The sequence below is a fragment of the Rhodococcus koreensis genome (assembly GCF_900105905.1).
Taxonomy (GTDB): Bacteria; Actinomycetota; Actinomycetes; order Mycobacteriales; family Mycobacteriaceae; genus Rhodococcus_F; species Rhodococcus_F koreensis.
On record NZ_FNSV01000005.1, the window covers coordinates 8,184,815 to 8,199,612 of the forward strand.

A 14,798-nucleotide genomic window follows, 5' to 3' on the forward strand; every position below is an offset into this window, starting at 1 on the left:
GCTTGCCTCCGTAGTGGATGATGAACGGGTGAGTCAAGACCCCACGGCAGAGAACGAGACCGACGCCGAAGACCGGAACGACGGTGACACGTCCGGCGCCGTAGCCCCCCGGCCGGCGAAGCATCAGCGCAGGCTGCTGCTGTTCGCGATCGCAGGGACGATCCTCGCGACCGACCTGCTGACGAAGATCCTCGCCGTCGCCAACATCGAGCCCGGCCGCCCGGTCTGGCTGATCGGGGACCTCGTCTCGCTGCGGCTCGTGCGCAACCCGGGCGCGGCGTTCTCCATGGCCACCGGCATGACGTGGCTGCTGACCCTCGTCGCCGTGGGTGTGGTGATCGGCGTCGTCCGGATCGGCCGGACGCTGCGGTCGCCGTGGTGGGCGCTCGGTCTCGGGCTGGTGCTCGGGGGCGCCCTCGGCAATCTCGTCGACCGGTTCTTCCGGGCCCCCGGAGTGATGCAGGGGCACGTCGTCGATTTCGTCTCCGTCGGCTGGTGGCCGGTGTTCAACGTGGCGGACTCCGCGATCGTGTGCGGTGCGATCCTGCTCGTCGTGCTCACGCTGGTGGGGCTGGAACCGGACGGAACACGTAAGGGGGTAGAGAAGTGAGGGAAACACGGTCGATGCCGGTCCCGGACGGGCTCGAAGCGATGCGGGTCGACGCCGGCCTCGCCCGGCTGCTCGGTCTGTCGCGCACCGCGGTCGCGCAGCTCACCGAGGAAGGCTCGGTGCTCGTCGACGGCGCGCCCGTCGGCAAGTCCGACCGGCTGTCCGCAGGCACCTGGCTGGAGGTGGAACTGCCCGAACCGCCGCGGCCGCTGACCATCGAGGCGGAACCCGTCGAGGGCATGGAGATCCTGTACGCCGACGACGACGTGGTCGCCGTCGACAAACCGGTCGGGGTCGCGGCCCACGCCAGCGTGGGGTGGACCGGTCCGACGGTGATCGGCGGCCTCGCCGCCGCGGGCTTCCGGATCTCGACGTCCGGTGCGCACGAGCGTCAGGGCATCGTGCACCGGCTGGACGTCGGCACGTCCGGAGTGATGGTGGTGGCCACGTCGGAGCGCGCCTACACACTCCTCAAGCGTGCGTTCAAGCAGCGGACCATCGACAAGCGGTACCACGCGCTGGTGCAGGGTCACCCGGATCCGAGCAGCGGAACCATCGACGCGCCGATCGGCAGGCACCGCAGCAACGACTGGAAGTTCGCCGTCACCGCCGACGGCAAGCCCAGCATCACCCACTACGACACGGTCGAGGCGTTCCAGGCGGCGAGCCTGCTGGACATCCACCTGGAGACGGGCCGGACCCATCAGATCCGCGTCCACTTCGCGGCGCTGCGGCACCCGTGCTGCGGCGACCTCACGTACGGGGCCGATCCGCGGCTGGCGGAGCGCCTCGGGCTGGAGCGCCAGTGGCTGCACGCCCGGTCGCTCGGTTTCGCGCATCCCGCGGACGGGCGGTGGGTCGAGATCACGTCCAAGTACCCGAAGGATCTCGAGGACGCTCTCGGGGTTCTGCGGGCGAGCTGAGGTGCGGCTCCCGCGCCCCGGCGGTGCCGCGGTGCCGGCAGTGCTCACCGTCGTCGTGCTGATCGCGGTGACGGTCGTGCTCGGGGCACTGAACCCCGTTCGGCGGGCGCCCGTGTCGACGGACACGCTGGGCCCGGACAACGGGGAAGCGGTGGCCGACTACCTGGCTCGGGCGGACCGATCGCTCGACGAGGCGGACGGTCGCCACGAGCACTGGGCGCTGGTCTCGTTCACGCGTCCGGTGACCACGGAGACCGTCCGGGGCGCCGCCCCCGGCACCCGGGTGTCGCAGGTGCTCTTCCGCGTGCCGCTCGGCCGGGTGCAGACCCCCCTCGTGCCCGTGTCCGTCGCGGCAGGCGACGCGGCCCTCGCCCGGGCGAGCGTCCTGGCCGCCGGCCGCGTCCAGGCGATGACGGGAGAGACGGCGCGGCAGGCGCAGGTCGCGGCGGTCTCGTCGGCGGAACTCGCCCGGAACTGCGCGTGTGTGATCGGCGTCGTCGTCCGCGGTGATCACGACGCGCTGGCCGCGCTGCGGTCCGAACCGGACGTCCGGGCGGTCGAGGCGCTCGGCGCCGACGCCGTGGCCGGGCGGTTCGCTGTGCGCCCGCTGCTGCCGGAGCAGGTCGAGACCGTCGCGCCCGGCCCCGACGACGGGGCCGTCCCGGGGAGCGGTTCGTGACGGCGCGGAAGGCGGAAACCGTGGGCGCCGCCTGCGGAGTCGGCGCCTACGTGCTGTGGGGTGCGTTCCCCGCGTTCTTCGGTCTGCTCGGCCCGGCCGGGTCGGTGGAGATCCTCGCGCACCGCGTGGTGTGGACGCTCGCACTCATGTTCGTCGTCCTCGCGGTCTCGGGCCGGCTCCGCTCGCTGCGCGGGCTCAGCGCGCGCACCTGGCTGCTGGTCACGGCCGCGTCGACGGCCATCGCCGTGAACTGGGGCACCTACATCTACGGGGTCACGTCGGACCGGGTGGTCGAGACCGCGCTCGGCTACTTCATCAACCCGTTGGTGAGCGTGCTGCTCGGGGTCGTGATCTTCCGGGAACGGCTCGTGCCCGCCCAGATCGTCGCGCTCGCCCTCGCCGCCGTCGCGGTGATCGTGATCACCGTCGACTACGGGCATCCGCCGTACATCGCGCTCACCCTGGCCGCCTCGTTCGCGCTGTACGGGCTGTGCAAGAAGGTGATGCCGCTCGATCCGCGGACGAGCCTCACGGCCGAGGGCATCGTCGCCGCACCCGTCGCGGTCGGCTATCTCGTGTTCCTCGCCCTCACCGGCGCAGGCACGTTCCTGGGGTTCGGGGTCGGGCACACCCTGCTGCTGATGGCCGCAGGCCCGGTGACCGCCCTGCCTCTGCTGCTGTTCGGCGCCGCGGCGCAACGGGTGCCGTTGCGCACACTCGGCATGCTGCAGTACCTGACACCGGCGCTGCAGATGGCGTGGGGCGTCGCCGTTCTCCACGAGGACATGCCCGCGTCGCGGTGGATCGGTTTCGCCCTGATCTGGGTGGCGCTCGCGATCTTCAGTACCGATGCGCTGGTACGGGTCCGGCGCGAGCGGCGCAATCCCGCCCCGTCCCAGGCGCCCGTCCCGTAACTCGCGTCACGACTTCGCCGACACCCGCTGTCGGCGACCGGAGCTGTCGGTCCGAGGGCCTACACTCGTGAGGCTCCCAGACCTTCAGAGAGGCGCACGTGGCTGACTCGTTCGTACATCTGCACAATCACACCGAGTACTCGATGCTCGACGGTGCGGCCAAGGTCGGCCCCCTGTTCGAAGAGGCCGCGCGGCTGGAGATGTCGGCGGTGGGCATGACCGACCACGGCAACATGTACGGCGCCAGCGAGTTCTACAACGTGGCGAAGAACCAGGGCATCAAGCCGATCATCGGCATCGAGGCGTACGTCGCGCCCGAGTCCCGCTTCAACACCAAGCGTGTGCTGTGGGGCGACCGCAGCCAGAAGTCCGACGACGTCTCCGGTAGCGGCGCGTACACCCACATGACGATGGTCGCCGAGAACGCGACCGGTCTGCGGAACCTGTTCAAGCTGTCCTCGCTCGCGTCGATCGAAGGTCAGCTCGGCAAGTGGGCGCGAATGGACGAAGACCTCATCGCCACCCACCACGAGGGCATCATCGCGACCACGGGCTGCCCGTCCGGCGAGATCCAGACGCGGCTGCGACTCGGCCACGACCGCGAGGCGCTCGAGGCGGCAGCCAAGTGGCAGGAGATCTGGGGCAAGGACAACTTCTTCCTCGAGCTGATGGACCACGGGCTGTCGATCGAGCGACGCGTGCGTGAGGGCCTCCTCGAGATCAGCAAGAAGCTCGAGATTCCGCCGCTCGCCACCAACGACTGCCACTACGTCACGAAGGACGCCGCGGAGAACCACGAGGCGCTGCTGTGCATCCAGACCGGCAAGACGCTGTCCGACCCCACCCGGTTCAAGTTCGACGGTGACGGCTACTTCCTCAAGTCCGCCGCGGAGATGCGGGCCCTGTGGGACGACCAGGTCCCCGGCGCGTGCGACAACACCCTCCTCATCGCCGAGCGTGTCCAGCCGTACGACGACGTGTGGGCGCACCACGACCGGATGCCGATCTTCCCGGTCCCCGAGGGCGAGACGCAGGGCACCTGGCTGCGCAAGGAGGTCATGCGCGGGCTGGACCGCCGGTTCCCCGACGGACCGCCCGAAGAGTACCTGGCCCGCGCCGACTACGAGATCGGCGTCATCCTCGAAATGGGTTTCCCCGCCTACTTCCTCGTCGTCGGCGACCTCATCAACCACGCGCGCGAGGTCGGCATCCGGGTCGGCCCCGGCCGAGGCTCGGCCGCCGGTTCGCTCGTCGCCTACGCGATGGGCATCACCAACATCGACCCCATCCCGCACGGCCTGCTGTTCGAGCGGTTCCTGAACCCCGAGCGCGTGTCCATGCCTGATATCGACATCGACTTCGACGACCGCCGTCGCGGCGAGATGGTGCGCTACGCGACGGACAAATGGGGCAGCGACCGCGTCGCCCAGGTCATCACGTTCGGCACCATCAAGACGAAGGCGGCCATCAAGGACTCCGCCCGCGTCCAGTTCGGTCAGCCCGGTTTCGCGATCGCCGACCAGATCACCAAGGCGCTGCCGCCGCCGATCATGGCCAAGGACATCTCGGTGTCCGGCATCACCGACCCGAACCACGAGCGCTACAAGGAAGCGGTGGAGGTTCGCGCCCTCATCGACTCCAACCCGGACGTCGCGAAGATCTACCAGACGGCCAAGGGGCTCGAGGGCCTGATCCGTAACGCCGGCGTCCACGCCTGCGCGGTGATCATGTCGTCCGAACCGCTGATGGACGCGATTCCCGTGTGGAAGCGCGCCCAGGACGGCGCCATCATCACCGGCTGGGACTACCCGTCGTGCGAGGCCATCGGCCTGCTGAAGATGGACTTCCTCGGACTGCGGAACCTCACCGTCATCGGTGACGCCATCGACAACATCAAGGCGAACCGGGGGATCGAACTCGATCTCGACACCCTCGCGCTCGACGACACGGCCACGTACGAACTGCTCTCGCGCGGCGACACTCTCGGCGTGTTCCAGCTCGACGGCAGTGCGATGCGCGATCTGCTGCGCCGCATGCAGCCCACCGGCTTCGAGGACATCGTCGCGGTGCTCGCGCTGTACCGGCCAGGTCCGATGGGCATGAACGCGCACAACGACTACGCCGACCGCAAGAACGGGCGGCAAGAGGTCAAACCCATCCACCCGGAACTCGAGGAGCCCCTGAAGGAGATCCTGGCCGACACGTACGGCCTGATCGTCTACCAGGAGCAGATCATGCAGATCGCGCAGAAGGTGGCCGGGTACTCGCTCGGGCAGGCCGACATTCTCCGCCGCGCCATGGGTAAGAAGAAGCTGTCGGTGCTGGAGGAGGCGTACGCCGGTTTCCGCGAGGGCATGCTCGCCAACGAGTTCTCCGAGCCCGCCATCAAGGCGCTGTGGGACACCATCCTCCCGTTCGCCGGGTACGCGTTCAACAAGTCGCACGCCGCCGGGTACGGCCTGGTGTCGTTCTGGACCGGGTACCTCAAGGCCAACTATCCGGCCGAGTACATGGCCGGTCTGCTCACCTCGGTCGGTGACGACAAGGACAAGGCCGCCGTCTACCTCGCGGACTGCCGCAAGATGGGCATCACCGTGCTGCCGCCGGACGTCAACGAATCGGAGGTCAACTTCGCCTCCGTCGGTGAGGACATCCGGTTCGGCATGGGCGCCGTCCGCAACGTCGGTGCCAACGTGGTGGGCTCGATCATCAAGGCGCGCAAGGAGAAGTCCAAGTTCGTCGACTTCTCCGACTACCTCAACAAGATCGACGCGGCCGCCTGCTCCAAGAAGGTCACCGAATCGCTGATCAAGGCAGGCGGATTCGACTCGCTGGGCCACCCGCGCAAGGGGCTCATGCTCGTCCACGCCGACGCCATCGACGCGGTGATGGGTACCAAGAAGGCGGAGGCGATCGGCCAGTTCGACCTGTTCGGCGGCGACGACGCCGACGAGTCGATCGCCTCGGTGTTCAACGTGAAGATCCCCGAGGAGGAGTGGGACTCCAAGCACCGGTTGGCGCTGGAACGGGAAATGCTGGGACTGTACGTGTCCGGGCACCCGCTCAACGGTGTCGAGCACGTGTTGTCGGCGCAGTCCGACACCGCGATCCCGACCATCCTCGAAGGCGACATCAAGGACGGCACCCAGGTCACCGTCGGCGGCATCCTCGCGTCGGTGAACCGGAGGATCAACAAGAACGGTCTCACCTGGGCGTCCGCGCAGCTCGAGGACCTGACCGGTGGTATCGAGGTGCTGTTCTTCCCGCAGGCCTACTCGGTGTACGGGATGGATGTCACCGAGGACTCCGTGGTGCTCGTCAAGGCGCGCGTGTCGATCCGTGACGACCGGATCTCACTCATCGCCAACGACCTTGCGGTGCCGGACCTCTCGGCGGTGGGGGTAGCGAAGCCGTTGGCGGTCAGTCTGCCGCTGCGTCAGTGCACCAAGGACAAGATCGGCGCGCTGCGTCAGGTGCTGACCCGCCATCCGGGCACCTCGGACGTGCACGTGCGGTTGATCGGCGGCACCGAGGTCACGTTGTGGAAGGTGGACGACGTGCTCCGGGTGGAACCGTCGTCGGCGTTGATGGGCGACCTCAAGGCGCTGCTCGGACCGAGCTGCCTGTCCGTCTGATCGCTTCGATGGGTGAGGCTACGAGCGCGGCGGGAAGAGCCGCCGCGCCCACCACACCACGACGGCGGCAGCGGCGGCCGTGAGAACGGCCGCCTGCAGCGTCTGGGTGACGACGAGGATCGTGACGAAGACCAGCAGCGCGACTGCCAGGGCCTCCAGCTTGTAGAGGGGCCACTCGGTGCCGGCCAGATCGACGGTCCGGGCGGGGGTGCTGCGGGGCACATCGCGGCGCACCCAAGCGTCGTGTGTCGTCATCGCAGGTCACCTCACTGGAGTGGGTCGGGGGAGCGGACGGCCCCGCGTGCGATCAGGGTACTCGGAATCCGGAGTTCGGCGCAACGAACAAACGGATGCGGTCCTTCGCATGCGCGCTGGTTCGGTGGAATCGGTGGCGGGCTCTCGCGGATCAGGTGTTGACTGGACGCATGCCACTCACAGGTGAATACGAACCCAGTCCGTCCAAGTGGGCAGCGGATCAGGCCGAGTTGATGGAATCCACCGACGGGGCCGAGGGCACGACGTTGGGCGGCAGGCCCGTCGTCCTGCTGACCACCCGGGGCGCGAAATCCGGCAAGATCCGCAAGACGCCGTTGATGCGTGTCGAGCACGACGGGACGTACGCGATCGTCGCCTCGCTCGGCGGCGCCCCCAAGAACCCGGTCTGGTACTACAACGTGAAGGCCGAACCGCACGTCGAACTCCGCGACGGCTCGGCGACCCGCGACATGGTGGCCCGTGAGGTCACGGGCGACGAGAAGGCCACGTGGTGGGAGCGGGCTGTCGCCGCGTTCCCCGACTACGCCGAGTACCAGACCAAGACCGATCGGGAGATCCCGGTGTTCGTGCTCGAACCCGCCTGAGTCTCGCCCCGCCGCTGTCGTTCGCCGTTCGACCGTCCCCGACCGGAGGCCCGATGAGAGCGAAAACCGTTGCCGATCAACTGGTACGTCAACTCCAGGACGCCGGCGTCCGGCGGATCTACGGAATCGTGGGCGACAGCCTCAATCCCGTCGTCGACGCCGTCCGGCGTTCGGGCGGGGCGGACAACGGCGGCATCGACTGGATCCACGTCCGGCACGAGGAGGCCGCCGCCTTCGCCGCGGCCGCGGAGGCGCAGGTCACCGGCAAACTGGCGGTCTGCGCCGGCTCGTGCGGGCCGGGCAATCTGCACCTGATCAACGGTCTCTACGACGCGGACCGGTCCGGGGCGCCGGTGCTCGCGATCGCGGCGCAGATCCCGAGCGAGCAGATCGGTCTCGGCTACTTCCAGGAGACCCACCCGGACCGGCTGTTCGTCGAGTGCTCCCGGTACACGGAGCTGATCGGAAGTCCCGCCCAGGCCCCGCGCGTCATGGCGTCCGCCATCGCGCATGCGACCGCGCTGTCCGGCGTCGCGGTGATCACCCTGCCAGGTGACATCGCGGACCGCCCCGCCGAGGGGCGGGCGCCGTCGGTGCCGCGCACGGCTGCGCCGTCGGTCGTGCCGGACCAGTCCGACGTGCAGGCACTCGCGGACGCCGTGAACGCGGCAGGGAAGGTCGCGATCTTCGCCGGGGAAGGGGTGCGCGCGGCACGCGAGGAGTTGCTGGGCCTTGCCGACGCGATCGGTGCGCCGATCGGTCACACCCTGCGCGGCAAGGAATGGATCCAGTACGACAACCCCTTCGACGTCGGGATGACGGGGCTGCTGGGGTACGGGGCGGCGCACGACGGGATGCACGGCGCCGATCTCCTGCTGCTCGTCGGAACGGACTTCCCGTACAACCAGTTCCTCCCCGACGGCGTCCGCACCGCGCAGATCGACCGGGCCGCACAGCGAATCGGCAGGAGAACGGACGTCGATCTGGCGGTGCACGGCGACGTGGAGAGCACGTTGCGTGCGCTCGTCCCGCTGATCCGGCGGAAGGACGACCGCCGATTCCTCGACGACATGCTCGAGAAGCACCGGATGCTGATGAACAAGGTGGTCGGCGCGTACACGAAACCGGCCAAGCAGCGCGTCCCGATCCATCCCGAGTACGCCGCGTCGATCCTCGACGATCTCGCTGCCGACGACGCGATCTTCACCACGGACACGGGAATGTCGAACGTGTGGACGGCGCGCTACCTGACGCCGAACGGCTCGCGGCGTTTCCTCTCCTCGGCCCTGCACGGATCGATGGCGAACGCCCTGCCGCACGCGATCGGCGCCCAGGTGTGCGCGCCCGGCAGGCAGGTGGTGTCCGTGTCGGGCGACGGCGGGCTGTCGATGCTGCTGGGGGAACTGGTGACGGTCGCGATGTACCGGCTCCCGGTCAAGGTCGTGGTGTTCAACAATTCCACTCTCGGCATGGTCAAGCTGGAGATGCTGGTGGACGGGCTGCCGGATTTCGGGGTCGACGTCGCGCCGGTCGACTATTCGGCGGTGGCGTCCGCGCTGGGCATCTTCGCCCGCCGGATCGAGGATCCGGCCGACATCGAATCGGGTCTGCGTCAGGCGTTCGATCACGACGGACCGGCCCTCGTCGATCTCGTCACCGACCCGTTGGCGCTGTCGCTGCCGCCGACCATCACGGGTGGGCAGCTCACCGGTTTCGCACTGGCGTTGTCGAAGATGGTGATGAACGGGGGTGTCGGCGAGGCCGTGAAAATGGCGAAGTCGAACGTCCGGAACGTGCCGCGACCGTCCCAGTTCGATCCGCGCGGCTGAACCCGACTGGTATCCCATGGCCGGAGAGTGGGAACATATCCGGGTGTCCACATCGCCCGATACCGCAGCCCAGAACATCACCTCGCCCCTGACGGTGGGCGATATCGACGCGGCTATCGAGCGAATTTCCCACGTGATCGACGCCACCCCACTGCAGTGGAGCGACCGCCTGTCGACCCTGACCGGCGCGAACGTCTACCTCAAGCGTGAAGACCTGCAGGTCGTGCGCTCCTACAAACTTCGCGGCGCCTACAATCTCATGGCCCAGCTCGACGCCGCCGAGCGTGCCGCCGGAGTCGTGACCGCCAGCGCAGGCAACCATGCGCAGGGCGTCGCGTTCGCCTGCCGCACAATGGAAATCACCGGCCGCATCTACGTCCCGTCGAGCACACCCAAGCAGAAGCGTGACCGCATCCGTGCGCACGGCGGCGAGTTCGTCGAGCTGATCCTGACGGGGGAGACGTACGACGCCGCCGCCGCTGCGGCCGCCGCCGACGTGCGGCGGACGGGCGCGACGATGGTTGCGCCGTTCGACGACGCCCGGACCGCGGCCGGTCAGGGCACCATCGCCGCCGAGATCCTCGCCCAGCTCGGCGCGGCCCCCGATTCCGTCCTGGTCCCGGTCGGCGGCGGCGGGTGCATCGCCGGCATCGCCACCTACCTGCATGCGCACGCACCGCGCACGGCCATCGTCGGCGTGGAGCCGACGGGAGCGGCGTCGATGACGGCGGCCCTGGTCGCCGGTGGTCCCGTGACGTTGACGGAGATCGACCCGTTCGTCGACGGCGCGTCGGTGAAGCGGGTCGGCGACCTGCCCTACGCCGTGGTCTCCGCCCTCGGCGCCGAGGTGGTGACGCACACGTCGCTGGGCCAGGCCGGCGGGGCGTCCACGATCCGGCTCGATCCGGAGACGTTCGTGATGACCAACCTCGACGAGGGCGCGCTGTGCACCGCGATGCTCGAGCTGTACCAGAACGAGGGCATCATCGCCGAGCCCGCGGGCGCCCTGTCGGTGGCGGCCCTCGGGAACATCACGTTCGAACCGGGTTCCACGGTGGTGTGCCTGATCTCCGGCGGCAACAACGACGTCTCGCGGTACGGCGAGATCCTGGAACGCTCGCTGGTGAATCTAGGCCTGAAGCATTACTTCCTCGTCGACTTCCCGCAGGAGCCGGGCGCGCTCCGCCGCTTCCTCGACGAGGTGCTCGGCCCCGAGGACGACATCACCTTGTTCGAGTACGTGAAGCGCAACAACCGGGAGACCGGCGCCGCCCTGGTGGGTATCGAACTCGGTAAGGCCGAGGGGCTCGGCGAGCTGCTCGAGCGGATGGAGCAGTCCCGGATGCAGGTGGAACGCCTGGAGCCGGGGAGCCCCGCCTACCGCTACCTCACCTGAGCCGCTACTTCTGCAGCAGCCGCGCGACGACCTTCGTGTACAGCTCGGGCTCGGGCATGGGGAGCCCGAGCAGAGCGGCCAGGTAGATGCCGTCGCCGACGAGGCGCACGATCTCGGCCTGCACGGGATCGTCGATCTCGCTCTGGAGACCTTCGTCCCAGCCGCGCATCACTTCGGTAACGGCCTTCTGGATCTCGTCGTGCTGACCGTCGACGCTCCGTAGCGCGGCGATGGTCGAACGATAGAGGGCGAGTTCCTCGGTGGTGCTCGCGTCGGGAACCTGGAGATACCACTCGGACAGCGAGGTGCCGCCGGACACGGCGTCGGCGAGCTGGGCGTCCGCCCGCTCGCCGAGCCGGCGCACCATCGCGGCGAGAAGCGCTTCCTTGCTGGGGAAGTGGTAGAGCAGTCCGCCCTTGGACACCCCGGCCTCCGCAGCGACGGCTTCGAGGGTCACCTGGGCTATACCCACGTCGAGCAGCAGCTTCTCGAGGGCGTCGAGTATTCGATCGCGCGTACCGGCAGCCATGGTGAGGGACTGTACCCGGGAAATAACTTTACCGTCCGGACGGTTCACGGTAAGGTAACGAAACTGTACCGGCCGGACGGTTCATCACGCTGCCGGCCCCAATCGGAAAGTCGCAGGAAGATAAATGTCTGTCTCCACGGATCGCGGGATCAACGACGCCTACGGCGCGCCAGGTCAGTCCTCCGCATCACGCCGAGACTGGCTCGGATTGGTCGTCCTGGCCTTCGCCGTCCTCCTGATCGCCGTCGACGGCACGGTGCTCGACCTCGCACTGCCGTTCATCAGCGCCGACCTCGAGCCCAGCAGCACGCAGCTGCTGTGGATCATCGACGTCTATTCCTTCGTCCTCGCCGGACTGCTCATCACCATGGGCACGCTCGGCGACCGGATCGGGCGGCGCCGGCTACTGCTCCTCGGCGCCGCCGGATTCGGTATCGCCTCGCTGATCGCGGCATGGGCGCCGACACCCGAGATGCTGATCGCAGCCCGTGTGCTGCAGGGAATCTCGGGTGCCACCCTGATGCCCGCGACCCTCGGCCTGATCCGCACGATCTTCGTCGACCCGCGCCAGCGGACCCTCGCCATCGGCGTGTGGGGAGCGATGGCCGGTGGCGGCACCGCGGCGGGCCCGCTGATCGGCGGCTGGCTGCTCGAGCACTTCTGGTGGGGCTCGGTGTTCCTGATCAACATCCCCGTGATGCTGGTGCTGATCGCCGTGGGACCGATCGTGATTCCCGAGTCGAAGGACCCCGCGCCGGGACGGTTCGACCTGCTCAGCGCGGCGTTGTCGATGACGACGATGCTGCCGCTGGTGTACGCGGTCAAGGAGACCGTGGTGCACGGCGTCGACCCGGTGCTCCTCGGCGTCGGTCTCGTCGGTGTCGTGTCGGGTGTGGTGTTCGTGCGCAGGCAGAAGTCGATGAAGGACCCGATGATCGACATCGGACTGTTCGCGAAGCCCGCGTTCTCGACCGCCGTCCTCACCAACCTGCTGTCCATTTTCGCGCTCGCCGGTGTGCTGTTCTTCGGCTCGCAGTACCTGCAGTTGGTGCTCGGCAACACTGCGTTCGAATCGGGTGTGCTGATGCTGCCCGGGATGCTGATGAGCGCGGTCACCGCGCTCGCAGCGGCCTGGATGGTGCGCCGGTGGGCCACCTCGCACGTGCTCGGCGGCGGCCTCGCCGTCGCGGGTGTGGGTGCGGCACTGATGCTCACGCTCGGCGTGGACGGTGCCCCGACGATGTTCGTGGTCGGCTTCGGTCTCGCCGGAGCGGGTGTCGGTATCGCGTTGACGCTGACGTCCGACCTCGTGGTGAGCGCCGTCGAGCCCGAACGGGCCGGCGCCGCCTCCGCGGTGTCCGAGACCGCGTACGAACTCGGCATCGCGCTCGGTGTCGCCGTGCTCGGCAGCGTCGTCATGGCGATCTTCCGGAACGGCCTCGACACGTCGATGCTGCCGCAGGAACAGATCGAGCCCGCCCAGGGCACGCTCGGCGCCGCGGTCGCGGAGGCTCAGCATCTTCCCGAGGCGGCGCGGGCAGTGTTCCTGGAGTCCGCGCAGTCGGCGTTCGTCGACGGCATGCACGTCGCCGCGGGCGCGACGGCCGTGATCCTGTTCACGACCGCGATCCTCGTCCTGCGGATGCTGCGCGACCGTCAGGGTGAGCTGTCGAGCACCACGAACGAGTGACCCGGTAGCACCGTCGCCGACCCGGTCCCGTCCTGCGTCGGCGGCTCCCACCACAGCACGGGGGAGCCGCCGACCGGGACGGTCACCGGTTCGGCACCCAGGTTGCAGGCGAGGCGAAGTGCGCCGCGGTGCACCACGATCCACTGCTGCGCCTCGTCGTAGTCGACGGACAGGTTCTCGAGCCACGGATCCGTCAGCTCGGTGCGCTCCCGCCGTAGCCGCAGCAGCGAGCGATAGCAGTCCAGCAGCCGGGCATGCGGCTGCCGGACCGGTTCGTCCCAGTCGAGCTTGGACCGCTCGAACGTCTCCAGGTCCTGCGGGTCGGGAACGTCGTCCGTGCTCCAGCCGTGCTCCGCGAACTCGGCCTTGCGTCCCTCCGCCGTCGCCCGCGCGAGGTCCGGCTCCGGGTGCGAGGTGAAGAACTGGAACGGGGTGCTCGCCCCCCACTCCTCGCCCATGAACAGCATCGGCGTGAACGGCGAGCAGAGCACGAGCGCCGCCTTCACGGCGAGCTGCCCGGAATCGAGATACGTGCCGGGCCGGTCGCCGGTCGCCCGGTTGCCGATCTGATCGTGCGTGCACGTGTACGTGACCAGCGAACTGGCAGGGGTCCGCCGCGTGTCCAGCGGCCTGCCGTGCGTGCGACCCCGGAACGTCGAGAACGTGCCCGCATGGAACCAGCCCTGGCGCAGGGTGTCCGCGAGGCAGGCCATCGAACCGAAATCTCCGTAATAGCCCTGCCTCTCGCCCGACACCGCAGCGTGGATGGCGTGATGCACGTCGTCGTCCCACTGGGCGTCGAGGCCGCAGCCGCCTGCCGACCGCGACGTGATCAGGCGCGGATCGTTGAGGTCGCTCTCGGCGATGAGCGTCAGCGGTCGCCTCAGGTGCGCGGACAACCGGCGGGTCTCGATGGCCAGATCCTCGAGAAGATGGGTGGCGGTGTGGTCGACGAGCGCGTGGACGGCGTCGAGTCGGAGCGCGTCGATGTGGAACTCGCGGAACCACCGCAGCGCGTTGCCGATGATGTAGCGGCGCACCTCGCCGCTGTCCGGTCCGTCCAGGTTGATGCTGCGGCCCCAGGTGTTGGCGCCCTGCGCCAGGTACGGGCCGTACCGGTCGAGGTAGTTCCCCGACGGTCCGAGGTGGTTGTAGACGGCGTCGAGGACCACGCCGAGACCGCGGGCGTGGCACGCGTCGACGAGGGTCTGCAGCCCGTCCGGTCCACCGTAGCCCTCGTGCACCGTGTACCAGAGGACGCCATCGTATCCCCAGTTGTGGGTTCCGTTGAACCCGTTGACGGGCATCAGTTCCACGAAATCCACGCCGACGCCGACGAGATGGTCGAGCCGGTCGACCGCGGCGGCGAAGGTGCCCTCCGGAGTGAACGTGCCCACGTGCAATTCGTAGACGACGGAGCCGGCGAGTTGCCGCCCGGTCCACTGCGAGTCGGTCCAGAGGCTCTCGTCGAGGGTGTGGAGCTGGGACGCGCTGTGCACGCCGTCGGGCTGGCGCGGCGACCGGGGATCGGGGAGCGGGGTGTCACTGCCGTCGAGGAGGAACGCGTACCGGGAGTCCGGTGACGCGTCGACGTCGGCCCGCCACCACCCGTCCGGTGACGGGGTCATCTCGTGGCGCCTGCCGTCGACCTCCACGGAAACCGATGTCGGGATCGGGGCCCATACCTCGAATGTGTGCACCCGATCAGCATGCCTCGGCCGGGCGGGCCGCGC

At 68.8% G+C, this 14,798-nt stretch carries 12 protein-coding genes; 9 read left to right on the forward strand and 3 right to left on the reverse strand.

What is annotated here, in order from left to right; translation table 11 throughout:
• Nucleotides 1–13: 13 nt before the first annotated feature.
• The 5 genes from lspA to dnaE all read left to right on the forward strand — a co-directional run bounded on the left by lspA (nucleotide 14) and on the right by dnaE (nucleotide 6,761).
• Nucleotides 14–610 carry a signal peptidase II gene (lspA, locus tag BLV94_RS41900; RefSeq protein WP_174705524.1) on the forward strand — a complete coding sequence of 199 codons (597 nt, stop codon included), beginning with the start codon at nucleotides 14–16 and terminating at the stop codon, nucleotides 608–610.
• Nucleotides 607–1,533 (forward strand): RluA family pseudouridine synthase, encoded by a 927-nt coding sequence (locus tag BLV94_RS41905; RefSeq protein ID WP_005260233.1) that lies wholly within the window; start codon nucleotides 607–609, stop codon nucleotides 1,531–1,533. Before lspA ends, BLV94_RS41905 begins: the two co-directional genes overlap by 4 nt.
• 1 nt (nucleotide 1,534) lies before the next feature.
• Entirely contained in the window at nucleotides 1,535–2,212 is a 678-nt protein-coding gene (locus BLV94_RS41910) for a hypothetical protein (protein WP_072945331.1), read from the forward strand.
• Complete coding sequence (gene rarD, locus BLV94_RS41915; protein ID WP_072945328.1) at nucleotides 2,209–3,126, forward strand: EamA family transporter RarD; 918 nt, start codon at nucleotides 2,209–2,211, stop codon at nucleotides 3,124–3,126. The genes BLV94_RS41910 and rarD overlap by 4 nt, the downstream gene beginning before the upstream one ends.
• A gap of 98 nt (nucleotides 3,127–3,224) precedes the next feature.
• Nucleotides 3,225–6,761, forward strand: a complete 3,537-nt coding sequence (gene dnaE / locus BLV94_RS41920; RefSeq protein ID WP_072945321.1) for a DNA polymerase III subunit alpha — start codon at nucleotides 3,225–3,227, stop codon at nucleotides 6,759–6,761.
• An 18-nt stretch (nucleotides 6,762–6,779) separates the two neighbouring features.
• Here the strand turns inward: dnaE and BLV94_RS41925 are convergent, their stop codons facing one another.
• The gene (locus tag BLV94_RS41925) at nucleotides 6,780–7,016 is read right to left on the reverse strand and encodes a hypothetical protein (RefSeq protein WP_072945318.1); all 237 of its coding nucleotides are present in this window, start codon (nucleotides 7,014–7,016) and stop codon (nucleotides 6,780–6,782) included.
• Nucleotides 7,017–7,186: 170 nt separating this feature from the next.
• Between BLV94_RS41925 and BLV94_RS41930 the strand changes: the two genes are divergently transcribed.
• Genes BLV94_RS41930 through ilvA form a run of 3 tightly spaced genes read left to right on the forward strand, consistent with a single transcriptional unit; the run spans nucleotide 7,187 to nucleotide 10,846 of the window.
• Nucleotides 7,187–7,621, forward strand: coding sequence for a nitroreductase family deazaflavin-dependent oxidoreductase (locus BLV94_RS41930; protein WP_072945406.1), 435 nt, complete (start codon nucleotides 7,187–7,189; stop codon nucleotides 7,619–7,621).
• Nucleotides 7,622–7,674: 53 nt separating this feature from the next.
• A complete protein-coding gene (locus BLV94_RS41935; protein WP_072945316.1) occupies nucleotides 7,675–9,450 on the forward strand; it encodes a pyruvate dehydrogenase in 1,776 nt (591 codons plus the stop codon).
• A gap of 43 nt (nucleotides 9,451–9,493) precedes the next feature.
• On the forward strand, nucleotides 9,494–10,846 hold the full coding sequence (gene ilvA / locus BLV94_RS41940; protein WP_072945404.1) for a threonine ammonia-lyase IlvA: 1,353 nt from the start codon (nucleotides 9,494–9,496) through the stop codon (nucleotides 10,844–10,846).
• A gap of 4 nt (nucleotides 10,847–10,850) precedes the next feature.
• Here ilvA and BLV94_RS41945 read toward each other — a convergent pair whose 3' ends face one another.
• Nucleotides 10,851–11,375, reverse strand: a complete 525-nt coding sequence (locus BLV94_RS41945; RefSeq protein WP_072945313.1) for a TetR/AcrR family transcriptional regulator — start codon at nucleotides 11,373–11,375, stop codon at nucleotides 10,851–10,853.
• A 124-nt stretch (nucleotides 11,376–11,499) separates the two neighbouring features.
• On the opposite strand from BLV94_RS41945, the gene BLV94_RS41950 reads away from it, so the two are divergent.
• Nucleotides 11,500–13,065, forward strand: coding sequence for an MFS transporter (locus BLV94_RS41950; protein WP_072945311.1), 1,566 nt, complete (start codon nucleotides 11,500–11,502; stop codon nucleotides 13,063–13,065).
• Here BLV94_RS41950 and treZ read toward each other — a convergent pair.
• On the reverse strand, nucleotides 13,032–14,765 hold the full coding sequence (gene treZ / locus BLV94_RS41955; RefSeq protein WP_072945308.1) for a malto-oligosyltrehalose trehalohydrolase: 1,734 nt from the start codon (nucleotides 14,763–14,765) through the stop codon (nucleotides 13,032–13,034). The two genes, BLV94_RS41950 and treZ, sit on opposite strands and share 34 nt — an antisense overlap.
• Nucleotides 14,766–14,798 lie beyond the last annotated feature (33 nt).